Annotated in this window: 20 protein-coding genes and 1 pseudogene; 6 read left to right on the top strand and 15 right to left on the bottom strand. The window is 61.8% G+C overall.

The features are described from left to right. Positions 1 to 1122 carry an efflux RND transporter periplasmic adaptor subunit gene (locus tag GWG67_RS16390; RefSeq protein WP_275170317.1) on the bottom strand — a complete coding sequence of 374 codons (1122 nt, stop codon included), beginning with the start codon at positions 1120 to 1122 and terminating at the stop codon, positions 1 to 3. Between the two features lie 1015 nt (positions 1123 to 2137). On the opposite strand from GWG67_RS16390, the gene GWG67_RS16385 reads away from it, so the two are divergent. After that, complete coding sequence (locus GWG67_RS16385; RefSeq protein WP_275170316.1) at positions 2138 to 2800, top strand: DUF6064 family protein; 663 nt, start codon at positions 2138 to 2140, stop codon at positions 2798 to 2800. Between the two features lie 403 nt (positions 2801 to 3203). On the opposite strand, the gene GWG67_RS16380 is transcribed toward GWG67_RS16385, so the two are convergent. Beyond that, positions 3204 to 5831, bottom strand: coding sequence for a cation-transporting P-type ATPase (locus GWG67_RS16380; protein WP_342761045.1), 2628 nt, complete (start codon positions 5829 to 5831; stop codon positions 3204 to 3206). Positions 5832 to 5985: 154 nt separating this feature from the next. Here GWG67_RS16380 and GWG67_RS16375 point away from each other — a divergent pair, with 154 nt between their 5' ends. After that, positions 5986 to 6273: a hypothetical protein gene (locus tag GWG67_RS16375; protein ID WP_275170315.1), complete on the top strand. Its 288-nt coding sequence runs from the start codon at positions 5986 to 5988 to the stop codon at positions 6271 to 6273. A 343-nt stretch (positions 6274 to 6616) separates the two neighbouring features. On the opposite strand, the gene GWG67_RS16370 is transcribed toward GWG67_RS16375, so the two are convergent. From GWG67_RS16370 to GWG67_RS16345, 7 genes are all read right to left on the bottom strand, one after another. Then, a complete protein-coding gene (locus tag GWG67_RS16370; RefSeq protein ID WP_275170314.1) occupies positions 6617 to 8908 on the bottom strand; it encodes a heavy metal translocating P-type ATPase in 2292 nt (763 codons plus the stop codon). A 90-nt stretch (positions 8909 to 8998) separates the two neighbouring features. Next, positions 8999 to 9835, bottom strand: a complete 837-nt coding sequence (locus tag GWG67_RS16365; protein WP_275170313.1) for a universal stress protein — start codon at positions 9833 to 9835, stop codon at positions 8999 to 9001. A 659-nt stretch (positions 9836 to 10494) separates the two neighbouring features. Then, positions 10495 to 11772, bottom strand: a complete 1278-nt coding sequence (locus GWG67_RS16360) for a DUF2130 domain-containing protein (RefSeq protein WP_275170312.1) — start codon at positions 11770 to 11772, stop codon at positions 10495 to 10497. A 122-nt stretch (positions 11773 to 11894) separates the two neighbouring features. After that, positions 11895 to 12131, bottom strand: coding sequence for a DUF6634 family protein (locus GWG67_RS39100; protein WP_369335503.1), 237 nt, complete (start codon positions 12129 to 12131; stop codon positions 11895 to 11897). Between the two features lie 174 nt (positions 12132 to 12305). Further along, positions 12306 to 13103 carry a metallophosphoesterase gene (locus GWG67_RS16355; RefSeq protein ID WP_275170311.1) on the bottom strand — a complete coding sequence of 266 codons (798 nt, stop codon included), beginning with the start codon at positions 13101 to 13103 and terminating at the stop codon, positions 12306 to 12308. Beyond that, positions 13100 to 13606 carry a hypothetical protein gene (locus GWG67_RS16350; RefSeq protein ID WP_275170310.1) on the bottom strand — a complete coding sequence of 169 codons (507 nt, stop codon included), beginning with the start codon at positions 13604 to 13606 and terminating at the stop codon, positions 13100 to 13102. Before GWG67_RS16350 ends, GWG67_RS16355 begins: the two co-directional genes overlap by 4 nt. A 137-nt stretch (positions 13607 to 13743) precedes the next feature. After that, positions 13744 to 14316, bottom strand: coding sequence for a hypothetical protein (locus GWG67_RS16345; protein WP_275170309.1), 573 nt, complete (start codon positions 14314 to 14316; stop codon positions 13744 to 13746). A gap of 125 nt (positions 14317 to 14441) precedes the next feature. Here GWG67_RS16345 and GWG67_RS16340 point away from each other — a divergent pair, with 125 nt between their 5' ends. Then, the gene (locus GWG67_RS16340) at positions 14442 to 14579 is read left to right on the top strand and encodes a hypothetical protein (protein WP_275170308.1); all 138 of its coding nucleotides are present in this window, start codon (positions 14442 to 14444) and stop codon (positions 14577 to 14579) included. A gap of 156 nt (positions 14580 to 14735) precedes the next feature. Here GWG67_RS16340 and GWG67_RS16335 read toward each other — a convergent pair whose 3' ends face one another. Next, positions 14736 to 15224 (bottom strand): hypothetical protein, encoded by a 489-nt coding sequence (locus GWG67_RS16335; protein ID WP_275170307.1) that lies wholly within the window; start codon positions 15222 to 15224, stop codon positions 14736 to 14738. A 306-nt stretch (positions 15225 to 15530) separates the two neighbouring features. Between GWG67_RS16335 and GWG67_RS16330 the strand changes: the two genes are divergently transcribed. Next, positions 15531 to 15788 (top strand): helix-turn-helix transcriptional regulator, encoded by a 258-nt coding sequence (locus GWG67_RS16330; RefSeq protein ID WP_342761044.1) that lies wholly within the window; start codon positions 15531 to 15533, stop codon positions 15786 to 15788. A 140-nt stretch (positions 15789 to 15928) separates the two neighbouring features. Then, positions 15929 to 16117: a hypothetical protein gene (locus GWG67_RS16325; RefSeq protein WP_275170306.1), complete on the top strand. Its 189-nt coding sequence runs from the start codon at positions 15929 to 15931 to the stop codon at positions 16115 to 16117. Positions 16118 to 17043: 926 nt separating this feature from the next. On the opposite strand, the gene GWG67_RS16320 is transcribed toward GWG67_RS16325, so the two are convergent. Both GWG67_RS16320 and GWG67_RS16315 read right to left on the bottom strand, forming a co-directional pair. Then, positions 17044 to 17205 (bottom strand): hypothetical protein, encoded by a 162-nt coding sequence (locus tag GWG67_RS16320; RefSeq protein WP_275170305.1) that lies wholly within the window; start codon positions 17203 to 17205, stop codon positions 17044 to 17046. A 194-nt stretch (positions 17206 to 17399) separates the two neighbouring features. Beyond that, positions 17400 to 17957, bottom strand: a complete 558-nt coding sequence (locus GWG67_RS16315) for a hypothetical protein (protein ID WP_275170304.1) — start codon at positions 17955 to 17957, stop codon at positions 17400 to 17402. 170 nt (positions 17958 to 18127) lie between these two features. Between GWG67_RS16315 and GWG67_RS16310 the strand changes: the two genes are divergently transcribed. After that, on the top strand, positions 18128 to 22144 hold the full coding sequence (locus GWG67_RS16310) for a BTAD domain-containing putative transcriptional regulator (protein WP_275170303.1): 4017 nt from the start codon (positions 18128 to 18130) through the stop codon (positions 22142 to 22144). 31 nt (positions 22145 to 22175) lie between these two features. On the opposite strand, the gene GWG67_RS16305 is transcribed toward GWG67_RS16310, so the two are convergent. From GWG67_RS16305 to GWG67_RS16295, 3 genes and pseudogenes are all read right to left on the bottom strand, one after another. Continuing rightward, a complete protein-coding gene (locus GWG67_RS16305; protein WP_275170302.1) occupies positions 22176 to 23660 on the bottom strand; it encodes a hypothetical protein in 1485 nt (494 codons plus the stop codon). Continuing rightward, complete coding sequence (locus GWG67_RS16300; protein WP_275170301.1) at positions 23641 to 24069, bottom strand: hypothetical protein; 429 nt, start codon at positions 24067 to 24069, stop codon at positions 23641 to 23643. Before GWG67_RS16300 ends, GWG67_RS16305 begins: the two co-directional genes overlap by 20 nt. A gap of 602 nt (positions 24070 to 24671) precedes the next feature. Further along, a pseudogene (locus tag GWG67_RS16295) lies at positions 24672 to 25125 on the bottom strand (SOS response-associated peptidase family protein); the annotation flags it as partial. Positions 25126 to 25225 lie beyond the last annotated feature (100 nt).

Below are 25225 nucleotides of genomic sequence, written 5' to 3'. Positions count from 1 at the left end.
CTAACCTGCCCCGAGCTTCAGCAGGATTCCCCGGAGCGCGGAGATGCCGCTGACCGCCACTTCGTCCTTATCCGTGAGGGTGCCAGAGACCACGACATGGTCCTGGTCCTCCTCAAGCAGCGTGACCGGCATCAGACGGAAGCCGTCCTGCGTCGATACGAATACTGACGCTTGTTCACCGCGGCGGATCAGCGCGCTGTAAGGGACTTCCCAGGCACTTTCCCGTTTGGAAGCGAAGGAGATTCGAGCGGCAGCAGTCTGCCCCGGCCGCAGGTCGCCGGAGTTCGGCAGCTCTGCCCGGATCAACACGGTTTGTGTCGCCGGATCGGTCGTTTCAGAAACGAGCATCACCTGGCCTGGAGTTTCGTAACCGTCGACCTCGACCTTCGCGCCTTGTCGGATGGCCTTGATGTTCGATGCCGGAACTGCGATCTCGACCCATAGCGGAGACAACTGTGCGACCTTGATCAGTGGTGCCGATTGGTCCACGCGTTGGCCGGGAGAAACGGCAATATCGATGACAGTCGCCGGCCGCGGCGTCGCGACCGTGAGGGTCCCATTGATTGCTGCTTCGCTCGTTACTTTTGAGATTGCCTCATCGGAAAGGCCACTCAATCGGAGCACCTGCCGACGCTCCGCGACTGCAATGCTTGCCTGCCGCGCCTCTGCTTGGCTCCCCTCGAGAACGCGCTGTGCCACCGCATTGCCTTGAAACAGTTGGGTGTTACGGTTGAGTTGTTGGGCAGCCAGAACTTCCTGAGCAACTGCATGCAGATACTCGCGCTGCTGCGACACGAAGCTTGGGCTCTCCATCGTGGCGAGCGGCTGTCCAGCGACAACACGGTCACCCCGCGCTACTGAAAGGTTGGTCACCATGCCAGCCACGGGAGCGCTAACGACCCACAATTGCGGGGTTGGAATGACGATCTGAGCGGGATAGGGCAGCGTCTTGTCGGTCGGGCTCGCAACGGGATGAATCACGCGGATGCCCAGGCTCCTTGCCTGCTCAGGGCTGAGTTTTAACTGATCCTCGGCCACCGCCTTGGACAGCAGGCCCAGGAACGCTAGTCCGATCAGGACGTGTGTCCAGTTCAGCCGGGGCGCTGATGAACTCGGATACATGGCGAAGATCCTTTGTAGCGACCGAAACCGAGAGTTTTGGCCGCTGTGACCGTATATTGCCGCCCTGCAGGTCAGAGGTTGACGTTCATCAATCCGGTCGCCTGTCTGACCTGACGGCAACACCGAGCGGAGCGACACGCGGCTGCTTCATGATGCACCTTCACCGACCGGAAGCTCTTGATCCATGTCAGCAACTTGTAAGATCGGATGTGCGATCATGAATTGCTGATCGCGCCTGCGCGACGGCGGCTAGGTATCTAGGAGACCCACCATGCTGCTGACAAAATGCGCTCTTGCGACGACCGCGTTCGCTCTCTGTTTTTTAGGTTTGCCTCAATCTGCGTTCTCACACGGAGGGACAGCGCAAAATCCGTGGGATTCTACGCACCTAACCAATTTGCCTTCGGAGATCCGAGCCCAGGCGGAAAAATGGGAGGCTGCGTGTGGCGCCCCGATAGCTGTGGCACAGCAATTTGCGCTGTACCTCACGACCCCCAGCGCTCAATTCGTTGCTCTTCACTTCGACGATTTCCAATGCCGCAACAGGGGGGTCGTCTGCGACGCATCAGGGTGTTTGCACGAGGTGTACACGAAAGTCCGGGGACGATACCGGAAGGTACTGACACTGCGCGCTCAGGATGTCCGCTTGGTGCGGGAGCAAGACGTCGCGTTTGTGGAGATACAGGACCGCTCGGGCGGAGCACGACGGCTGCTTCGCTGGAATGGCTCGCGGTTCGTGACTCAGACTGGGGCTGAGAACCGGTAAGCTCGACATCTATGCTCGGTGAAACTGGCTATCAAGCCGAAGTGGTACATCTCGTTTGAAGCGGGTCAGCCGCGAACGAGGCCGCATTTGTCGGCGGGAAACCAAGACCTTTTCCACGGAAGGTGAGGCTAAGGCCTTTGCGCGGACGATCGTCAATCGCGCCCTTCGCATTTCCGCTGGAACAACAAAATCCCGTTCAGTCAAAGCAAGTGATCGGGTCAAAGCGAGCGCGAGATGGAGGATTGGACCATGCTTCCGTTTACTCACGAACAATTTCTTTCCGTCTTCGCAAATTACAACACTGCTATTTGGCCAGTACAGATCGGGGCCGATCTGCTTGGTTGCCTTGCAATTGTCGTCTTGCTTTGGAAACCGGTACACGCAGATTTTGTTACCGCGTGCATCTTGGCGATCATGTGGCTCTGGACCGGGATTGCCTATGACGTGGTTTTCTTCTCGGCCATCAACAAGGCGGCCTATTTCTTCGGGACCTTGTTCGTCATTCAGGGCGCGTATCTGCTCTATTCAGGCGCGTATCTTGGCCACCTCCGTTTCGGTCTTGAACCCACACCGACCGCCTGGGTCGGCGTTGGACTCGTGATCTACGCTGCAATTCTGTACCCGTTGATCGGTATGTCGACGGGCCTCACTTACCCCCAGATGCCAATGTTCGGTGTAACGCCTTGCCCAGTGACAATTTTCACATTTGGAATGCTTCTGTTGACCACGCACCCGATATCTCGCTGGCTTTTCGTCATTCCATTCATCTGGTCCCTGATCGGCGGCAGCGCCGCCCTTCTGTTGCACGTACCTCAAGATTGGCTACTGCTGGTCAGTGGTTTCATCGCGGTCCACCTCATGATCCTGCGAGACCGAGACGTCCGTCGCTTGGCAGCGAACGTCAGTGCCTAACAGTTCACCCAGTTCGCTGAGACGCACTCCCTGCCGCCGCTCGAGGGCTCGGGTGTTCGGTTCGGGCCTAACTTAATTAGGCGGTCGCTGCTCGGCTCTAAACCGGCAACTACACTCACGGGGGCCCAAGTCGGAGATCAGTCATGCGGCGCCTTTGCACAATATCCGCGGCTTTTGAACCAGAGGATGGCGCCGATCCAGATGAGGCCAATCATGAAAGGTAGCACATAGGTTAGCAGCCCCTCACCTCTAGCTCCCGCACCGCTTCCGTTTTTGCATCTTGGGTTCCCACTGGTGCTCGGTGCCTAGACCTTGTCCCCGCAGCGGGACGTTTTCGCCGAGGAATTGCACGATTACACACGGCAGAAGCCCCGAGAACAAGAAGGACAATAGCTGCCTCGCATCATCGCACCCTCGTATGGCATGCTCTGGCGACAGCGCTGATTGCCTGTGTGACAATCGTCGGCCCCAAACTAAACAGAAGGACGACTGACCACATGTCGGTGGTCGGGGGAGCAAGCTGCAACAGGAGCGCTGCCGACGGCACGTAAGGCGGCACTGCAAGTAGTGCTGCACAAAGCAAGAGCGCACCCCAAAGCCAGCCATTTCGAGTGATTTCGTTCACGATGAGCGGCGAATGCGGATCGCGCATGTTGAACGTATGCCAGAGCTGAGCAAATGCGAGAGTGAGGAACGTGACAGTCACCGTTCCGCGAGCGTCCAGAGCGAGCCAAGATGACGCGGCCAGCGCACCGAACGTGCCGGCGGTCAATGCACCACCATGCAGGATTATTGTGATCCATTGCCGACGGCCCAAAATGGGCTCTTTTGGATCGCGCGGTGGAAGCTTGAGGATACCGGCCTCACCTTCGCCCATTCCTAGGGCGAAGGCCGGAAACACGTCTGTCACGAGATTGAGATAAAGAATTTGCATCGGCAGGAGCGGCAAAGGCAGCCCCGACAAGACTGCCAACCCAACTACCATCACCTCGCTAAGATTGCAGGACAAGAGGTAAGCGACGAATCGGCGGATATTCGCGAAAATGATCCGGCCTTCGCGTATCGCCCTGACGATCGTCGGAAACGCGTCGTCAAGCAGGATCATTGCGGCCGCTTCACGCGCGACGTCGGTACCCCGCAGACCCATTGCCACGCCGATATCGGCCTGCCGCAGGGCCGGCGCGTCGTTGACCCCGTCCCCGGTCATGGCCACGATCTCGCCTGCGGCCTGATAGGCCCTGACAAGGGCAAGCTTCTCATCGGGATTTACCCTTGCGAAAATTACGACATCGCGCAGTGCAGGCTGTCCCGTCTCAATCACCTGCGCGATGTCCTTACCTTCCACGACATTTGCAATCTTATCGGGTAGGCCGACCGCGCGGCCGATGCTTCGTGCCGTCACAACGTGGTCCCCGGTGACCATGACGACGCGAATTCCCGCTTCTCGGCAGTCTCGAATTGCCTGCGGCACGTCGGCACGCGCAGGATCATCCAAACCGACGAGACCGACAAGTATCAGTCTCTCATATGGCGCGGCATCGGCCAGCTTTTCCATTTTCATCGCGCAGGCGAGTACGCGCAGGCCACTATGGCCGAGCTGATCGGCCCGGCTTAGCCACTCCGCTCGCTTGTTGTCATCAAGGGCGATTTCGCCATGTTCGGCGGTTGCGCGCGTCGCCACCGCCAGGACTGCTTCCGGCGCTCCCTTCACTGCTACCAGCACGCCGTCACCACATTCGTGAATAGTCGCCATCATCTTGAGGGCAGGATCGAAGGCGTGCTTCCGAACGATGCCGTGTCCATGCAGCAAGACTGGCCGGCTCAAGCCCAGGTGTAATCCGGCCCGGAGCAGTGCAACTTCCATCGGGTCGCCGCAGCCGCCTTCGTCCTCGCGGTTGAGATGGGCCTCGTTGCAAAGAACTGCAATCCGGAGCAATCCGGCCGCCGGTCGGTCGTTCGCCAGTTGCGAAGGCTCACCCTGTTTCAGCGCTTCCGTCTCGAGCGAGATGTCACGAGAGGCGGTGCAGAGCCGCCGCACCGTCATGCGGTTTTCAGTCAAGGTGCCGGTTTTGTCGGTGAGGATGACAGTGGTAGCCCCGAGCGTCTCGACCGCCGAAAGACGCTCGATTAACGCATTTTGCCGGGCCATGCGCCACATGCCACGCGCGAGGGCAAGCGTCGCGACGATCGGGAGACCCTCTGGGATCGCAGCCACAGCGAGCGCGATGGCCGCCTCGACCATCACGAAGGGATCTTTACCGCCCATGAGGCCGGCGCCGCCAATTGCAACTGCGACAGCAATGGTCGCCAAGACTAGCTGCGCCGTCAGACGCCCGAGCTTGAGTTCAAGCGGGGAACTGCCCGGGTCGGCTTCCAGAACGAGCCGCGTCACCCGGCCAAGTTCCGTGGCGAGGCCGGTCGCCACCACGGCTCCGGTGCCCGTACCCCGCGCGATAGCGGTGCCCTTGAACGCCATAGAAGCGCGATCGCCAAGCCGCATGTCTGCGCTGACTGGGCCCGTCTGCTTGTCCACGGCGACGGATTCGCCGGTCAGCGTCGACTCGTCTGCCGCTAGACGGGAGGCCTCGATAAGGCGGAGGTCGGCTGACACGGCGTCGCCGGCGTCCAAAACGACGATATCGCCCGGAACGAGTTCCTCGGCCGGGAGGATGTGAACGCGGCCTTCGCGCCGGACGCGGGCGCGGCGCGTCCCAAGCAAACGCAAAGCCTCAATTGATCGCGCGGCTTTTAGCTCGGTCACGAAGCCGATTAGCGCGTTGATGGCGAGGACCGCAAGGATGGCGCCACCTTCGTCCGGTTCGCCGAAATAGAACGCCAACCCTGCTGCAAAACTCAGGAGATAGACAACCGGGCTCTTGAACTGGTGAAACAGCAGGCTCATTACGCGGGTGGGGCGGCGCGTGCTGATCGTATTCGTATCGAAGCGCGATCGGCGCGCTTTGACCTCAGCATCGGAGAGTCCCTCGGAAGGGGACACGCGCAATTGCCGAAGCAGCTCAGCAACCGACAGCGCATGCGGCTTTTCCGGCAGGATTATCTGCTTAGCGTCTGCGTGACTTTCGATGGCGAGCCTCCTTTACCTAGGAAAGCGCACCTTTAGGGTAGACGAGCCTCGATAACCGGTCTTGATTTGGAGCAAGCGAGGGCCACTAAAGTCCGGAGCAATGAATCGGATGATTGCCCAAGCATCCGAACAGACGATCGAGCTTCGGGTCGAGGACATCGCCCAGCTCTTTCATACGCTCGGCCCTTTCCCGTTTCGGGAGCGAGACCTCGACCGAGAGGCGGAAGAATACATTGTGGGCTGGGCCCGAGAGCTCTCGGGGTGTCCAGCGATTCGGATTCGAGTTCATCATCCCAATACTGATGTGCAAGCCAAAGCAGCGCCGGAGCTCCGCGAAGCTTTAGTCACTATTTTGCGGATCGCGCGGACGCAACTTAAAGAGATATAAACGAGCTGTTCAGAATAGGACGTTGGTCGCTGACCATCGGCCTGGCCATTCTCATAACCTGTCTGCCGTTTGCGGCAGGTCGTGGTTGGTGCGCTATTCGTGAACCCCTTGCGGCGTCTCCTGGAGGAAAAGTCTGCTGATCTTGGGGTGGGTTGCGAACTGGCGCCCTTTAGGGATCTTTCTCCATGACTGGTGGCCGCTTGTTCGCCGGCGTGATCTGTACCGACGCCCCTCCAAGGCTGTGATCGAAACTCGGCGAGGTACAGTCGTGAACGAATCTGGTGTAGTGGCCCGCCAAGACGGTTAGTGCCGCTTCAGACGACAGATCCCGCCAATATTTCGGCTAAGCCGCTGCCGTCACAGCTTCGTAGATATCTTCTTCCTGGGCCGTGTGCATGCGGACCAGTGTTTCGATCGCCTCGATCACCCGCTGAGCGTCCCGTATTAGATAACGGTCCATCTTCTCTGACGGCAGATCCTCCACGATGCGAATGAGCAGACGAGCAAGGTGCAGGATCTCACGATGGGCACGGCTCATGGCGGAGAGGCCATGGCGTTCGCGCAGCACCTCCGCGAGCTTCGGATACACGCTGTCCTCATCCTCGCGCTCGTGCATCACCACGCTGCTCTGAACAAGGCGCTGAGCTTCCCGAATCAGAGCCGCTGCGGATTCGGGCGTGGCATCGTCCAACGCATCAACGATCCTACGCAATCGGTCGAGATCCTTGAACAACGCCAGGTGATCGTGATGCAAGGTCAACCCCTGCTCTGCGGTAATGCGGGGCCCGCCGCTGCCGAGGGCCGGAGTGAGCGCCCGCAGCGCGTTCAGGATGACGGCAACATCGATCACTTCCTGGACAATCGCCGCCGGTACGGGATCAAGCCAGCCAACAGTGGCAGCTATCATTGCCACTAACGACAATCCCATACCGACAACAATGCTCTGCAGGGCGATCCGCCGTGCTCGCTGCGCAATTATGATTGCTTCGCCAACGCGATCGAGCCGATCGGCCAAGATCACGACATCGGCTGCCTCCGACGAGGCACTGGCGCCGCGCGCGCCGAGCGCCACTCCGATATCGGCTACGGCCAACGCCGGAGCGTCATTGATGCCATCGCCGACCATGATCGTGGGATGCAGCCGCTGTTCCGCGCGCACCGCCTCGACCTTATCCGAAGGAACGCGATCAGCCAGCACGGCGTCGAGGTCGAGCGCCGCTCCGATCGCCTGCGCCGCTGCGGCGCGATCGCCAGTGACCATCACCATTCGCGCGACGCCCGCATCACGCAGCAGCCGGATCGCTCGCGGCGTATCAGCCCGCAGCTCGTCGGCCAGCAACAGTGCCCCGACTGGGCGGCCCTCCACAGCGATAAAGACGATGAGCGCCGAGCGCCACGAGGCTCGACGGGTGGCCCGCAGCTCCCACGACGACAGCTCAGCACCAGAGAGGATCATCTCGCGCGAGCCGGCGGTGATCTGGCGGCCGTCGATCAGGCCGCTCAGCCCGGAACCCATGGCCTCCTTGACATGTTCAGGGGTCTTCAGCTTCAGGCCGCGATCGACAGCCGCTGCCACGACAGTCTTTGCAAGCACGTGATGCGAGGCCTGTTCGAGCGACGCGCCAAGTCTGAGAACCTCGTCAGGGTCCTGCCCCGGGGCGACTTCAACAGAAAGCAGCCGTGCCCCGCCCACGGTCAGTGTGCCGGTCTTGTCGAACAGCACTGTATGAGCCCGAGCCAGCGCTTCCAGCGCCCCTCCGCCTTTCGCCAAAATCCCGCGGCGGGCCGCCTGCGCCACGCCGGCGATGAAGGCGACAGGCGCGGCCAAAATCAGGGGACAAGGCGTCGCCGCCACCAGCACCGCAAGGCTACGGGCCAAATCACCGGAGATCCACCAAGCCACGAAAGCGACAACGAGCGTAACCGGCAGAAGAAGCAGCGCAAACCGGTCGGCCAACCGCACGAAAGGGGTCTTTGCTGTTTGCGCCGCCGTCACCATGCGCACGATGCCGGCGTAGGTACTCTCGCCGGCCGGTGCGGTCACAGCCAGCTCGAAGGTCTCACCCGCATTCAGGGAGCCGGAAAGAACAGCGCTGCCGCGTGTCTTCTCAACCGGAATGGGTTCGCCGGTCACCGCGGACTCGTCCATGGTGGCCGAGGCCGATCGAATGATACCATCGACCGGCACGATCTCGCCGGCCCTAACCAGGAGCTCTTCGCCGACCGATACTGCTTCGATCGAGACCTCCTCGATCCGCTCGCCAGCCTTGCGATGTGCCTGCCGCGGCGCCCGATCGACCAGGGACCGCAGATCACGCTCGGCCCGTGCGATCGCGATATCCTCCAGCACGTTGCCGCCGGAATACATCAACGCAACTACGGCCCCTGCAAGCGGTTGGCCAAGCGCCAGCGCCGCGCTCATCGATAGGAGCGCAATCGCGTCCACTCCCAGGCGGCCGCTTAAGAAATCCCTGGCGATCGAGATCGCCAGTCCTCCGATCACGGGTGCCGTGCCGAGCTCCCATGCGAGATCGGCCAGATCGGGTCGCCCAGCGGCTTGCGCCAAAATGCCGACCGTCAATCCGGCGATCGCAATCAGGACGAGCGCCCATCGTAGAACCCGCTCAAACGACATGACTTACTTCCGTATGATCGTGGTCATCCAGAAACACCCGAGTCTTTCGTACGATCATAGGCGAATGGGCCGGGGTGACATCACAGTGCTTCAGTGAGAAAACAACACTGGAATGGGCGGGTTCGTCAGGAGGCTCCGGGTTGCGCCTCCCAATATGAACTCACGGAAACGCGAATGGCCGTAGGCGCCCATGACGAGCAGATCCGCTTTGCGGGACTCGATCTGTGCTGCGAAAACGGCGCCGATGCTCCGGTTGGCGGCATCCACCTCCTCGACGATCACATCGATTCCATGCCGCGAGAGGTTCTTGGCGAGCTCGGAAGACGAGCGCCGGCTTGAAATCGCTTTCTCGTTAGTCACCGTGAGGATGCACACCTCACGCGCCTTCTCCAGGATCGGGATGGCATCAGAGACCGCTCGTGCGGCAGCGCGGCTGAAATCCCAAGCGACGAGCACCCTGGAAAGATCGATCGCCTTTAGCGACGGACCTTCCGGGACCACCAGGGTCGGTCGCCCGGAGCCGAACATGATGGCTTCGGCATACCATTGATCGTAGGATTCCGGCACCGGAACGATGGTGAGGTCGCGTAACCGCGCATATTCCGTCAACAGGCCCGCGACTTCAGATGTCACACAGCGCTCGAGAATGATCTCATGCGGTACGCCGCATCTCTGAGCGGTCGCCTCAAACGTCGCGAGCAGGTCTTGTGCGTTCTTTCTGCTCGTATGCGCCTCGCTGGCCACGATCGACCCGATATTGCCGGCGCTGCCCAGGAAGCTGCCGGGAACCTGCACATGAGCTTCACATGAGATCGCTGCGATGTGGGCGCCGAGAGTTGACGCCAGCGAAACGGCGCGATCAATCACCGTGACCGGCGTCGGATCGGGATAGCTGGTGAGCGCGAGCAAAACGTCTCTGATGGCCATCTTCGTCTCCGAGGCTGTAACTTCTTCTTCGAAGGTAGCCCCGACAGGTCCTGAACACTTGATCTAGCTCATATCACCGGCACCTAAGGCGCCTACAGACCGAGACAAATGCGAAACTGCGGAGCAAACGGCTCCAACGTGACGTCCTAGTGCGACATCATCACGCAGACTGGAGCTTCATCCGGCAGACTGCGCGTCATAGCCCCCGAACATCCACTCTCCGAGCCGGCTGTGGCCTCATAGCCTCCAGTGACGATCAGATCAGCGAGCGCGTCCTTGGCTAGGCGACCAAGGTGATGCGAGTCGGGTTCGGACGTGTGCACGCGGACATCGACCTGGCATTATGGGATGGGCCCGCAGATATCTCGCGAGGTCGCGGACGCGCCGTCGCGCCGTGTCCTGTTCATTCGCTTGGCTGGTCGCTGGGTGAAGGGCCTTCCTTCTCGCTTGGGGCACGCAGCGGTCCGCGTCGGCCGACCCTTGACCGCCGTATCGGTGGCCGGCCTTGTGCAGGTCGGACCACCAGGCGCGCCATCCGGCGGTGCGGGCATCGGCGCCGCAGCTGCCGGAACGGCCTGTGTTCGCGTGCTGGTCAACGGAGCTATGTCTGCACTGACGCGGCGTACCCGCTCGCGAATGCCGCGACGCCCGTTGAAGTCTCACCCTGAAGGGGGCTCGGGCGACGTGGCGATCGCCACGACGTCCAAGCACTCGATTTCCGGCATCGCGCGCCCCGCTATTCCCTGGAGATCGCCGTAAAGACCGACGGTCGTCTCCAGCACGGTACTAAGTTGCTCCTCACGTTTCGCCCAAAGTCGCGTCATCGCCTTGCGCTCGCGATCCAGGTCACTCTGCATATCAGAAAAGCGCTCCACGATGGCTTCGATCCGGTGACGGAAGCGCGAACCCGTCAAGTAGGTATAAACGAGCTCCATCTTCGTCTGCTGCCCCTCCTGGCAAGCGCGAACGCCCGCAACGCCGAGCAGTGCCTGCCTCAATGCTATTGCAACGGGGGCCGCAAATCGCGGTTTGACAACCCAAACATTCCCGACGAGATCGAAGGTATCGAGCCCCTCCGGCATCGCGGTTGAAACGATTGCGGCCACGTCTGCCCGCGCGGCGCGCTGATCGTCCCGGAGCTTCGGGAGCCAACCGTCGCTCCAACTCCGCGTTTTCTTGGACTCCCAAAGTATCGTGCCGCACATCTGGCCGCCCGGGCCGACCACGCGCTGTACGATATCGCCGCCGAATACCCCTTTTGGCACCTCCTCGATCAGATCGGTCGGAAAACGCGAGCGGAGCAATGCTTCCAGCTCGATTTCTTGCGCTTCTCCCTGAAGCTGCTGAGAACCCTGCTCTGCCTTGCGGCGGAGGTCTTCGATCCGACGCTGCATGGAAGCGATTTGCGCCTCCTTTTCGGAAACCTTGCAACGGAGGTCGTCCTCAGCCTCGATCTTGGCTCGCTCATGCACGACCGCCAACTCTTGCTGGACCCTCTTCTCAACGGTCAATTCAAGTTCACGCTTGGCGTCGTCGAGTTCGCGCTGTTTGCGCAACGTTTCGGCATGCGCCATCTGGGCCACCGTAAGCTTATCCGCGTTCATTGCGAACAGTTGCCGCAAATCAGCAATCTCCCGGTCGCGCTCACCAAGTTCGACCGCAACCACCTGACGGGCTCGGCTGGCTTCCACTTCGGCGATTTTGGCCTGCTCAGGCCCAAGCCGCGCTGCGACTTGCTCGTCAATCTCTACCTTCGCTCGAGCAATCTGGTTCTGTGCTTCCCTGATCTGAGCCTCGCGGCGATCGAATTCAATCTCTTTGGCCGCGAGCTGCTGCTCGAAGCGGTGCCGAGCAGCAGCAACGAGCGGTGCCGCGAGTGATTCGGTCAGCTTGATTTCGTTTCCGCAGTTAGTGCAAACGATGTGTGGATCGATCATTTCGTGCATCCCGGAGTATTGGTCCGCCACCCGAGCGAGGTTCGGCTGCAGCGAATTTGCCTTGATGATTGTGTACGGCCCGCAATGGTGGCGCGCCTCCGTGTGCTGGCTCGCCCTGAAAACTAGTGCACAGTCGTGCCGGGACGACGAGTATCGTCGGCGTTGACTGGAGATCCCAAGCGGTAAAAGCGAGACAAGCTTCTCACCCAGTGGCCCTCTGGGTCCGCCCACCAGAGTTGACTGGTCATGACTGTTCGGTCCCCGTGAACGGGATGAGCGAACGCCCGGCCGACCAGATGCAAGCCTTCCGTTGTCAACGCCGGGGTCCAGTTTTCAAGCAGCGGAGCGTTCCGCAGCATCAGAGGCGAGACTATGCCGTAGGTTTTGAGTTGCTCGCAATCGTCCGCGAGCCGGCGCAGTCGGGGCGCCAGATCGGGTGAAATAAGGGTAGGATCAAGAAAGCGAAAGTAGCGCGTCAACATAGGAGGAACTCGCGTGTGCGCTGGTTGCAGATAGAGCACGTGGTTTGGTCGTCACTTGCCAATGTCTATGGTCAGCGCGCCGTCGAAGCTGGGATTCTCTGCCCCGTAGCCATGCGGATTGCAGAGAATCCGCGTGTCACCGACAAAATAATCGGATGAATTGTGGACGTGGCCGTGTACCCAGATTGTTGGCCGATAGGTCTCGATCAGAGCGGACAGGTCCGACAAGAAGGCTCCTGTGAGATGATCGTCACGAAACCTTGGAGCAATCGACGACCAGTGCGCGGCATGATGCGAGAGCACAATGGTTGGCCCTTCGAACCCGGCTCGCAGTACGCTCTCGATGTACCCTCTCGACTGGCCGTGCATAAGGGCAGCTTCCAGCGGCCTGAACCTGAGCCACGGGCGCTTTTGCCAGCCGATCAGTCGATGATCGTTCATTCCAGCCGCACATGCGTTCATCACTAGACCCTGGCTTGCTTCACCGAAGGCCCGATAGTCCGTCCAAAGTGTCGCGCCAATGATACGAACCGCGCCGCTCCCAACTCCACCCGGTTTTCCGCTCAGCACGGTCGTTTCGTTTTCCAGTAGATGAATATTGAACGCTGGCGCATGCGTGCGAGCGGCCGACAGTTCATCAGGGATAAAGCCGCGATAGTACTCATGGTTGCCGAGGACCATGACGATGGGGATGTTCATCGGAACGATGCGGCGCAGGTGCTCAAAAGCCTTTATCGCCCCTTCGCACGTATCGCCAGCGACGATGACAAGATCGACATCGGCCGCGATCGTGATCTGCTTCATGGGTCGAACGTCGATGTGTAAATCGGAGAAGATCTGGATCTTCATGCGCAGTTTCCGTTCGCTTTATCGTCGTACCGCTCGCGCAACGCAGTCAGCGATGCCGTTTCTTCCGGGCTGAAGGAACGGCGGTGCGGCGAGCGATCGATATGTTGCACGAACCACGAGGCGGACAGTTCGGTCGCGTGGTCGAGGTCCGTACGGCTGAGCACGTTAGCCAACACCAGGGCGGCTGCGCTGTCGCCCTCGGCAGCGCAGCGAAGTAGCGCCGTCATCGTAATGTCCACCTCCAGTGTGAACTTCCGGATCGGCATGACCGAGAGGGCCGTGGCAATGGCGGCAGCAGCATCGCCCTTCTGAGCTGCCTGGAGTTCGGCGGGGCCGCGCAATAGCGCGATCCGCTCTAGGGTCACTACCAACAGCAACTTCTCTGCGTCCCGGAGCTTGTCGGAAGGCAGCGTCCGCCACCATGCGATCGGCGACGTGTCCAGAGAGCTGAACCGGCACGGCCGTTTCGTGAACGAGGAAGCCTGATTGCGCTTAGTAGGCATGGGATCTCTGAAATCTCACTGTTCGATTGAATGAACTTGGATGATCGGGAGAGCCCCCGAAGGGGCTCTCCGCCTCGCCTCACCACGCCGGACCACGCCATGCCTCGCCGGGCCACGCCCCGCCCGTGGGATCTCTGCTAGTCAATGATCTCCGCTTCGAAGGTCCCGTTCTGCGGCCGCCAATCGCCGAGCCCGCGCGTGAAGCCGGCGATCATGTAGGTTTCATAGACCTCGTCGCGGTCGAGCAACGTGGGCAAGTAGTGCGCCGTGAACTCCACGCTCCAGTCGTCGAAGACGGGACGCGTCCGCATCGTCCGGGCGCCGTGCACATTGACGCCGACACGCAACCTGAAGCATTTGTCCTGCCAGAGCTTGTCGACGTCATGCGGCCCTTCGTAGCGGAGCACGGCGTTGTGGTCGACGACGAGCCCCGCCTCGGCTTGCATCGTGCGCCGTCGCGATTTCGCGGCCTCCACGAACGTCGCCGTGAGCGCCTCCAGGGGAATGCAGGGCTGGCCACCATGGAGCCAGAGCCCGCCATTCCATTCCACCCGGGCGATCTCCTCGTGATCGGCTTCCGTCTTCGCCCGCTTCGAAGTGAGGCGCGCCAATTCCTTGGTGATGGGGTCCAGAGGATCGGCCAAGCGCCCGGAGTGCATGATGAGGCGCTTGGTGCCGACGAGGCGGAGGCGGATCGATTGGGCCTTCATGATCTAATGTCCTTACGGGTCGGATCGACGAGGGGGCGGCGCAGGTCGCGAAGACGAGGAACGTCAGCGCGCAGCGGGGCACGCCGCCGATAGCGGCGTCGTCGGATAAGACATGTGACCTTCCGGTGGCAGTCGTTGCACAACGCGACCAGATCGCCGTCGCGCTCGTTGCCGAGGTTGTCGTAATCGCGATGATGCGCCTCGAGGGGACCCCGCTCAGCGCAAAGGCGGCACTTTCCCTGCGCGAACGCGAGCTCGCGTAGGCGCGCCTCATTGGTTCGCCAGCGATGGCTGGCAATGTAAGTTGCGTAGTCCATCCACTTCCCACCTTTGGCTTCGCTCGCCGCCACCGACATCGACCTGGTCGAACCGCGGTGTCGGACGGCATCCCGCCGTCCGACACCGCTACAGCACTCTCGTCAGGCGGCCTTCGTGGCCTCGTTCTCGTCCGGCATATCCGGCTTGAGGATGTTGCGGACCGGCTGCGGGGGCCGGATGGCCTGGTCGTAGTCGTCGCGGCGCAGCTTCTCGTTCCAGGAGGCAGCGGGCGACTTGCACGACCGGACGCCGCGCGCACCCAGCTGCGCGAGTGTGTGAAACAGGACGATCGCAGCCGCCTTGGTGTTGCTGCCGTTCGACAGCGCGCAGTTGAGCAACGCGGTCATCAGCGCGTCGAGCTCGACGCCGAGGTGCTCCACCGGCCACTCCGCCACGACCAGAGCGGCGGCGTCCGCAGTGCCGCCGGTGCTCGCGCCGATCCACCGGGGGTCATCCATGACCGCTTCCGAGAGGAACCGGCGGATCGCCTCGCGATCGACGTCGGTGAATTCGTCGGCGTCCTTACGACGCCAGAGGCGGTCGGCCCCCGTGGGACGGGACTGGGTCGAAAGCAAGATCGGTGCTGGCATAGGCGCTCATTCAGTCTTCCGAGAAGACTGTCCTCTGTTCGGATCAGGTGCATCGGTGGGGTGTCGTGGGATCGGCTGAACGTCAGCAGCTCACCCGGTGTCGGCAAACGGCGTCCCCATGAGGGCCATTGGGGCCTCGGCGAGACCCGCTCCCGTCACCGGGATGCGCATGGTCCGCTGCGGCCCCGCGGGCGGAAGGTGCGTAAAGCAGTTGCTTTTCGGAGCGGGGGCAGGCATCAATGCTCAACTCGATTTGCTTACTTCGGGCAATATTGCACGAAATCTGCAAAATTGCAAGCTATTTCTATGCCCCTTCCCCCAAACATGGTTAACGGTTCGCAAATCCGCGCGGCTCGCGCGTGGCTGAATCTATCCAGGGAGGATCTGTCGCGGGACTCGCACGTGGCCGTGCGCACGATCGCCACTATCGAGTCGGGTCAGAGCGTCACGCCGCGGACGCTGGCCGACATCGAGCGCGCACTGCGCGCGCGGGGGATCGACTTCATCTTCGAGAGTGGACGGGCTATCGGAATACGCGGGCCGTCTGAGCGATCGGGTGGCTGAGCCCACCGGAGAGCTGTGGCAGGAGATGCAGCTTCTGACGCATGGCCGGCGAGCCGCGTGCGCACGCGACGTGGTGCTGATTGATCCAGAGGGGGTGAACTTCCACGCGACGGTGCTCAAGATCCTGGTGAGCTATCCTGATGGCTTCGCGCCGCCATGGAGGACTCAAGCGCGACATGGCCATCCTGGCGAAACACCCTTCACGTTTCGCCGACGTTAGAAAGCGCGAAGGCAGCAAGCAAGCCGACGACCACAAGCACGCCGGCCACTGGCGGCTCGCATCGCCGGCATGGCGCCTCGACGAGCGCACGTCGCAAGAAAGCCGTTGAAGGTCTTGATGGTCGGAGGCTAGGACGACTTCACATACCCAAGCGGCCGAATTTCGTGTTTCGCTAGTCGTAAAGCGAGGATAGGGAGGTTGTGGTCTCAGTGGCGGGGGCACGCAGCCAGATCGTGCCGGCGATGACGTGAATCACTAGGAATGCCACGGCCACGGCCACGAGCCAGCCCATCCGATCTGGGGCAGGAGGCCGAGCAGCCAACCTTGCTTGAGCCGGCCTTCTGACGACGAGCATTTCATGACCTCCGGAGTCTTTGGGGTGCGCGACCAAATGTTCATATCGCCGCAGGATTCGACGTGCCTGAAGGCGTCGTGAGCAGTGCAGCGCCGATATGATAAAAGCGAAAAAGCTTCGCTCTTCCTTCTCGACGCGAAAATCGGAAGTCAGAGGCACCGGTGCGCCCGGAGCGTGCGAAACGTTTCTCATGTTTGGACCCTCGCTGAAAAAAATTTATAAAACTCGATGCCGTTGTCAGCCGAGCATTTTGGAATGAGCGACCTTGTTGACCGCCGCTAGAAGAACCCGGGACTGAGATCGAGCCCGTAAGTCATCGACAGCAGCGACACCAACAGGCCCGCTGCGCAAAACAACGCAATCTGCTTGAGAGCTTCTGTTCGGCGTGATGATGCGGGAAATACCCGGATGAAGACGCTTGCGATGGCAGCAGTTGCGGGGCGAGCATGATAACCTCCTGGATTGCCAGTGCGAGACCGTAGCCGCATCGTCGGAACAGGTGATGCAGTGGATATTTATTCGTGCCGTAGAGGGCGGCGGCGCCGGCGGCCTGACGAAAGGTCAGCGACGCCAGAATCCTTGGTCCACGCGGCCCTGTAGCCGATGCGCACCCCTTACGGCTCCGGCGGGTTCGAAACGTAATGGGTGACGAAATCGTCGGACGCGAGATCCGCTTGACGCTATCGAGGTGCCTGGCTCATCGCAGCGAAGACAATCAACAGGGCGAGGAGCGAGCCATAGAATGCGATCGCTCTCAGTCTCCACGTCCTGATGAGTCGCTGCTCCTCCTCAGGTGCGAGAAAAAGGTGCGACTTCTTTTCCAGCTGCGCGATATCGGTCAATGCGACCTCCTGCTCGATGGTTGTTGTGAAGTTGGACTGAAATCAGTCGCCCCCGAAAAGGAGCGGTGCGACGGCAGGTGAGTTCTGCGAAACGGCGCTGAGTGTTGGGTGTGCGAGGGCCGTCGCTTCATTCAGCCGGAGCACGCTCTGATTGCTCAAGTGTTTAAAGCTCCTGCCTTGCAGAGGCTGGCCACTCACCTGATCGCTGTGGGCAAGGGGTTGCGCGATCCTTTCGCGCGATCTTCGCCAGTCGTAAGCGAGGAAGGTGACGTCGCATCAGTCGCCGGAGTGATTCCAGCGCTGCGATTGGTTTCCTGAATGAATGGGTTTGGCCATTGCTCCGCCTCTTGCCGGGAGGTTGTGGTCTCAGTAGCGGAGGCACGCAGCCAGATGCCCCCGGCAATGATGTGAATCGCTAGAAATGCGACGGCGGCGGCCACGGGCATGGGGCGGCGCATCGGATTCGGGGAAGGAGGCCGAGCAGCCAACCCTGCTTGAGCGGGCCTGCTGGCGACGAGCATTTCCCAGCCGCCGGAACTCTGGCTCAATCCGTGCGGAATGCGATCTTTGGACTGCGCGAGCAAATGTTGATGTTGACGCAGGATTCGAGCTGCCTGAAGGCTTCGCGAGCGGTACAACGCCGATATGATGAAAGCGAAAATGCCTTGTTCTTTCTTTTCGACGCGCAGGCCGGAAGCGTGAGGCGCCGGTTCGGTCGTCATCCGAAGAGTCCGGGTGGGAGTGGTGGACATTGGCTACTCCTCTGACGATGTGTAATGCGGAGACGGTGAGCGCGTGACACCCGTTGAAGCCTGCCCCCGTCATCGCCGCCGTTCGTTTGGCGTGACAAGGCCGTTATTTTTCTTCGGAGGGCCGTGAAAAATGTAAGATGCGCTTCGTTGCGAATCCTGCGGATGGAACGATGGACGGCGTACCTCGCCCTAGATTTGATCTTTCACTGCTGGGACGCTTCGAGCTGACCGGACCGGATGGCGTGGTTGACCTGCCGAGCAAGAAGCTGGCGGGCTTATTGGCCTATCTGGCCTGCACGGCGCCCCGGCCGCAGCCACGTGAGAAGCTGACGGCTCTGTTGTGGGGCTCGCATTTCGACGCGCAGGCCAAACAGAACCTGCGCCAGGCACTCTTCCGGCTGCGCAAGGTGCTCGGCCAGGACGTTTTGGAGAGCGACGGCGAGGTCGTATCGCTCAATGCGGCCTTCATCCAATCCGATGTCGGCCGGTTCGAGGCCCTGGTCCGTGAGGGCAGTCGTGATGCATTGGGTGCGGCAGCTGATCTCTACCAGGGACAGTTGGTCGACGACGTGATTGTCGGCGAAGAGGGCTGGAACGAATGGCTCACGGGTGAACGCGAGAGGTTACTGGAGCTCGCGCTCGGTGCCATGATCGGGCTCGGTGAACAGGAATTGGCCGCCGGTCGCGCCGAACGCGCTCTGAAGGCCGGGCAGCGTGCCGTCGCGCTCAACAACCTGCGTGAGGACGCCCATCGGCTGATCGTACAGGCGCTCGCCGCCACGGGACGCAAGCCCGAAGCACTCAAGCACTACCAGGACCTCGTCGCACTGCTCAAACACGAGTTGAATACGGAGCCGGATGCGGCAACCAGGTCGCTGATCGCCGAACTGCGCAGCAGATCGCCGCCGGCCAGTTCGCCCGCTGTCAAAGAGGCCGCCAGGTCCGCGCTGGCGCAGCCCGACCGGCTGTCGGTCGCGGCGCCCTTTGCCGATAAGATCGATCCCGCACAGGAGCTGAAGGCCGGAAATCCCGCCGCGCGGAGCGATGCGGCATCGTCTGCGGGAACGGTCGACTCCGGCAGCTCCGAGCGACGGCAGCTCACTATCATGGCGTGCAACATCGTCGATTCGATGGCGATTTCGGCACGTCTCGACCCCGAGGACATGCTCGATGTGATCACGTCTTTCCACAGGGTGATCGACGAAGCTGTGTCGCAATTCGGCGGATTTGTTGCCCAGTACCTTGGCGATGGCGTGCTCATCTATTTCGGCTATCCGGCGGCTGACGAGCACGACACCGAGCAGGCGGTGCGCGCCGGTCTTGCCATCCTCGATGCGGTTCGCAAGCTGAAGGCTGATTCCCGCGTGCCACTGCAGCTGCGCGTCGGCATCGCCACCGGGCTAGTGGTCGTCGGCGAGCAACTGGGGACCGGCGAAACAGCGAAGCGCGTCGCGATCGGCGGGACGCCAAACCTGGCGGCGCGGCTGCAGGCCATCGCACCGGCAGGCGAGGTCGTCATTGCGGCCAGCACGCACCGGCTGGTGGGGCGGATGTTCGATTGCCGTGCGCTTGCTGCGATCGAGGTGGAGGGGCTGTCGCAACCGGTCGAGGCGTGGCAGGTGCGCGGCGAGACCGCGGGTGTCAGCCGCTTCGAGGCGCGTCGCGCCAGCGCGCAGTCAGCACTCGTTGGCCGGCAGGAGGAGATCGACCTGCTGCTCCGCCGTTGGGATCAGTCCAAGCTCGGTGAAGGGAGGGTCGTACTGCTGTCCGGCGAGCCCGGCATCGGCAAGTCGCGCATCGCTGAAAGCCTGCTGGACAAGCTCGAGGGCGAGCCGCGAGCTTGCCTTCGCTATTCTTGCTCTCCGCACCATACGCACAGTCCGCTCTACCCGTTCATTGCGCAGCTCGAGCTGGCCGCGAGATTCGAACCGGGCGGCGACTCCACCGCGAAGCTCGATAAATTGGAGGCGATGCTCAGGCCGACGTCGAAAAATCTGCCGCGCGACGTGGCCCTCATTGCCGAACTGTTGGGGGTACCGGCCGACGAGCGCTATCCGGCGGTCGCGGTCAGCCCCCAGCAGAAGCGAGAGATGACTCTCGCCGCCCTGCTCGACCAGCTTGACGGCGCAGCAGCGCAGGGCCGTGCGCTCATCTTGTTCGAGGACGCCCACTGGATCGATCCGACATCGCAGGATTTGCTCGACCGAATGGTTGCCCGCGCCGCCGGCCTGCCCGTGCTGCTGGTCGTCACCGTCCGGCCGGAGCTGCAGCCGGGTTGGGTCGGGGAGCCGCATGTGTCGATGCTGCCCTTGAACCGGCTCAGCCGTCGCGACAGTGCCGCTATCATCGCGGGAATCGCCCGGGACAGGCCGCTGCCCGACGCGGTCGTCGAGCAGGTCCTTGCGCGCGCCGACGGCGTGCCACTGTTCATCGAGGAGCTGACCAGCGCGCTGCTCGAGAGCGGAGCTCTCCGTCAATCGGCCGACGGTTACGCGCTCGACGGGCCGCTTCCGGAGCTCGCCGTTCCAACAACACTACAGGCCTCGCTGGTGGCGCGCCTCGATCGCCTCCCCTCGGTCAGGGATGTCGCCCAGATCGGCGCCGCGATCGGACGGGAGTTCTCGCACAAATTGATCGCGGCTGTGTCTGCTTTGGCTCCGATGGATCTCGACGCGGCACTTGGCCGGCTGACCGGAGCCGGCCTCATCTCTCGGCGCGGAACGCCGCCGGAGGTGATCTACCTGTTCAAGCACGCGCTGGTACAGGACGCCGCCTACGCCACGATGGTGAGAAGCCGGCGGCAGCCGTTGCATGCGAGCATCGCCGCAGCCCTGATCGAACGGTTTTCAGCGCTGGCCGAAACCCTGCCTGAGGTTGTCGCCCATCATTTCACCGAGGCCGGGCGTGCCAGCGAGGCGATCGTCTATTGGCTCAAGGCGGGCCGGCTCGCACGCGCGCGCTCGGCTAATCGCGAGGCCGTTAGCTCTTTTGAGCGGGCGCGGAGCCTCCTCCAAGCGCTGCCGGAGAGCCAGTCCACGTTGGAGCAGGGCTGCGATCTCCGTCTCGAACTGCGTCCCGTGCTGCTCGAACTTGGCAGAAGCCCGCAGATGTGGGAGTGCCTGCGCGAGGCCGAGGCTCTCGCCGAGCGGCTGAACGACGACAGCCGGCGCGGCCGGGTCTACGGGTTCGTGACGGTCGCCCACTCGCTGTGCGGCGAACTGGACGAGGCGCTCGCGGCTGGATCCCGCGCGCTGGAGGTCGCCGCGCGCCTCGACGATTTGAGACTTCGCATTGTCACCACGAGCCTTCTCGTGCAGGTGCATCATGCCCGGGGTGAGTACGACCGGGTGAGTGAACTCGCCACCGGCAACCTTACCGCATTGCCTGCCGAGTGGGTCCACGAGACTTTCGGACTTGGCGGACCGCCGTCGGTCTGGGACCGGGGTTGCCTGATCATGAGTCTCGCCGAGCGCGGACGGTTCGCCGAAGCCGCCAGGTACGAAGCCGAGGCGATCGGCATTGCAGAGTCGACCCGGCATGCCTTTACCATCAGTATGGCGCTCTTCGCCGCGAGCGTGCTGCACCTTCTTAAGGGCGATTTTGGTCACGCGCTCGCGCGGATTGAGCGCTGGCTCGCGGTGGCCCGAACCGGGAATTTCCACTTTCACCTCGCCTGGGGGATAGCCTCCTCCGCCTGGCCACTGGCACAGCTCGGCGAGACGAGCCAGGCCGTGAGCCGGATCAAAGAGGGCGAGCAACTTCTCGAGCGTCTGGCGGCGGGCGGAGTTCTCGCCAATCTCGCCTGGTTTTTCTTTGTGCTGGCGCGCGCCACCCTGCTGCTCGGCCGGTGCGACGAGGCGAGGCGTCTTGGCGAACGCGCGCTCGAATTCTGTTCGTCCCAGCCCGGGTTCGCGGCCCATGCACAGCATTTGCTCGGCGATGTCGCAGCCCACCCCAATCAGTTCGATGCCGGGCGCGGCGAGCTCCATTATCGCCAGGCGCTGGCCCTCGCCAAGGGGCTCGGCATGGATCCCCTTGTCGCCCACTGCCACCGCGGTCTTGGCAAGCTCTACCTGCAAACCGGCACACGCGAGCAGGCACAGTCGCATGTTGTGGTGGCGACGGCAATGTACCGCAACATGGGCATGACGCACTGGCTGGAGCAGGCGGAGCTGCGTTCATTGTAGTCGTCGAAATGCGGCCCGCGGGCTGGCTTTGCTACTCCAGTAGCCCCGCAATGCCTCGCAGGGTCTCCATGCTCGGCAGCAGGCAATACGCCGTCCCACGCGTCACGATGAATTGCGGCAGGCTTAAAATCCTGATCGGGTTTCCGATTGGCATCGCGATCGTGAACGATCGATCGCCAGCGGCCCCGCGGTTGGCGAGCAAGGCGTCCTGTGTGTTGAAACCCGGAGAATACGCGTTGCTGAAATCGTTGACGTTGATCCACGAATAGAGTTTCTCGAACTGGGCCGCCAGCGCGCCGCACAGGAAGATGCCGATCAGACCGCGCTCTCCATCGTAATCCGGCGGCACCGGTGGTGCGCCATATGGCACCCCGCGGCGAATCAGGCGCGGCACCGGCGTGCCGGTTGGCAACATCGTTTCGTCGCGCGGATTCGACACGCGGGAATGTGCCGAGAACGGACATCTCAGCGCATTGCCGTCGTCGCGCTTGTATAGGAAATCGGTTTTGTCCGATGTCGCCTGATCCGGCGCATCGGGCGACAGAACGAGCGGAGAGCCGTTGCGCCAACGGCCGACTAGCTTGGCCGCCAGCCATTCCCTGGCGTGATCTTCCGAGCCGCCGATCGCAGCGACGACCATCGGCGCGGTGTCGGCGAGAAATTGATCGAAAGCCCTGACATCCTGGTAGAGCACGCGGAAGGCGTTGTAGCATCCGTCCTTGGCGAACCTGCCTGCCCGTCCGGTTTCCGGTCCCGGTTGAAACGTTGACCCGGGATAGCCGACCAGAAAGTTATTGGCGTCGCCCGGGTCACTCTTGACGGGATTAGTCGGCACGGCGGGATCGGCCGGCCATGCGAGTCCGGGGTTGTCGATTCCATCCTTGTAGCCGAAATGAATGTAGTTCTCGAGCGGGGCATACTCTTCCAGCCGGCCGCTCTGGCCGCGCTCCGGCTTGAGCGGCAGAATTTCGCTCACGCGGTTGGTACCGGCCGCCTGCGACACGGTCGTGACTAGGCTGCCAAGCGCTTCGGCTGTTAATCCATAAACGTGGACGATGCAGTGGACGGCTTGCTTGGTAGCGTTCCACCACACTTTCGGATCGCTCGGGCCTGTGTCATGCAGCGATTGTTGCGAGTCGGCGGACCAAGGCCCGGCCTCGAACTCTGTCGGGAATTGACTCTTGAACCCGGGTTCGAACGTCAAGACCCCATCGAAGGTGAGGCCGATATTGAGCATCCGCTCCGGCTTGTTGCTCCAGGCCTCTGCGGATTGAACATAAGGAAGCAGTGCTCGAATGAAATCGGTAGCGCCTTTGCGATCCGCGAACGTGAACAGCATGTGGCACGAATAGCGATGGGTATACCCGCGCAGGATCATGCCCTGCACATTGCGCGGCTCGTACGGCGGCGTGGGGCTGTTCGTCATACGAAATCGTTTCTGATCTGCGTCATCGGCGCTTGCGGCAGCCTTGATGCGAGGCAGCGTAGCGCGGGCCTTACGCCGGATACTTAACATCGGCTTTGATCTGCACGACGGTGTACTTGTAAGCCTGATAGAGTTCGCCTATCTCGCTGAGATTGTTCTCATTGATGAAGTTTTCGAATCCGGTGTAGTCCGTAATCGACGTATCCGCGAGCGCCATTTTGGCGAGCCCTGCGAATACCTCCCGAAGGGCGGGATCGTTCCAGAAATCCGTGAGATAGGGATTCGTTGGCCCGTCGAACGACGTCATCACGCAGATCGCGAGAATCTTTCCGGGCACGGCGTGGTTGGGAATCAGCACGAAGCGCGCGTAGTGGACCTTTCCGAAATGGTCGAGCGCCGGGGTGTACGTGGACACGAAGTGCTTACGCGCGGCTTGGGCTGCGTCTTGCGTTGTCTGATCCTGCTTGATCGGAATGTAGAGCGTGAGCGGATTGGCCATCAGAGTGCTCCCATGAGGCTGAGTAGGATAGGAAGTGATCTTGCCGAACGGATCGAAACGCCTGTGCCGCTAGGCGCGCAGCCCCCGAGGACAAAAATTGTCCTTAGGTTGACGGTGTCAGTGACGCTATTACAAGTCAACCGTGGCAGAAGCCACCTGTCTCGTCTGGTTCTATTACTCGCTGGCGCGCTGGTTCTGGGCGCGAAGCCGACTCTAGTTTAGAAGAGCGTCACTCGGCCCACGCGATCTCTTTTCCGGTGGAGCCGCAATGAGGATCAGGTGCTGCTCTCCCCGGGCCAAAGTCGCGCGTCGATGACCACATGGCGCAAGTCCGGTTCAACTATGAGACCGGACCTTGGCCGCCTCCCGCCCCTCTTCGCTGAGGGCCAATAGCGGCGTACGAAGTTGACTCCACACGAAACTAACCGCCACTGCCGTTGGATCAACACAGTTCATGCCGGTCGGAATTTTGCTGTCGCCGCTACGCTGTGGCGTCGTTGATCGCCTAGAGGTCAAAGATGTCACCAGCTTGCACGAGGTCGCGACGGGATTTTCCGCTGACAGCAGATCAGCTTGACGCTCCTCGCGTCTTTCAGCCTTTTTCAGATGTCTTGGGCAGGATCTTCCTTGTCCGCGGCCGACGATCCGCATCGCCCCGTCCGGCAGCGGCCGCTGAAGCTTCAAGGCTTCGTCCGCGGTCACGGTCATCCAAGTCTCGACTTCGTCGGGCGTCGTCAGGATGACCGGAATCGCCTTGGGGTGGATGGCGCCCACCTCGTCGTTCGGCTCCGTGGTTGGGAACGCGTAGAGGTCGTTGGTGGTCTCGCCTTCTTTTACCTTCCTCACCGACGTCCACTCGGTCCAGATGCCGACGAAGCAGAGGAGCGGCCTAGTCTCGTCGATTGCGAACCAGATATCGCCCCCCCTCGGTTCGCCCTTTCGCACGCTGGTCCAGTTCGTCCAGATGCCGGCGAAAGTGACGAAGGGGCGCGACTCATCGACTGCGAACCACACCGGTACCTTCTTGCCGTCGATCGTGTCGTACTCCGAGAATGTCCAATTGCAGCGGAAGCAAGCCTAAGGGCTGTCTTCCTTGCAAACCCATAGAATCGATCGCACTTTTTGCAGGGCAGAAGCCGAAGTGTGCGCGCGCGGA

Origin of the sequence: Bradyrhizobium sp. CSS354, from assembly GCF_029051725.1 — a bacterium.
Classification (GTDB): domain Bacteria; phylum Pseudomonadota; class Alphaproteobacteria; order Rhizobiales; family Xanthobacteraceae; genus Bradyrhizobium.
Note: the sequence above shows the minus strand (reverse complement) of the source record. Positions and strands in the feature narration are given on the sequence as shown.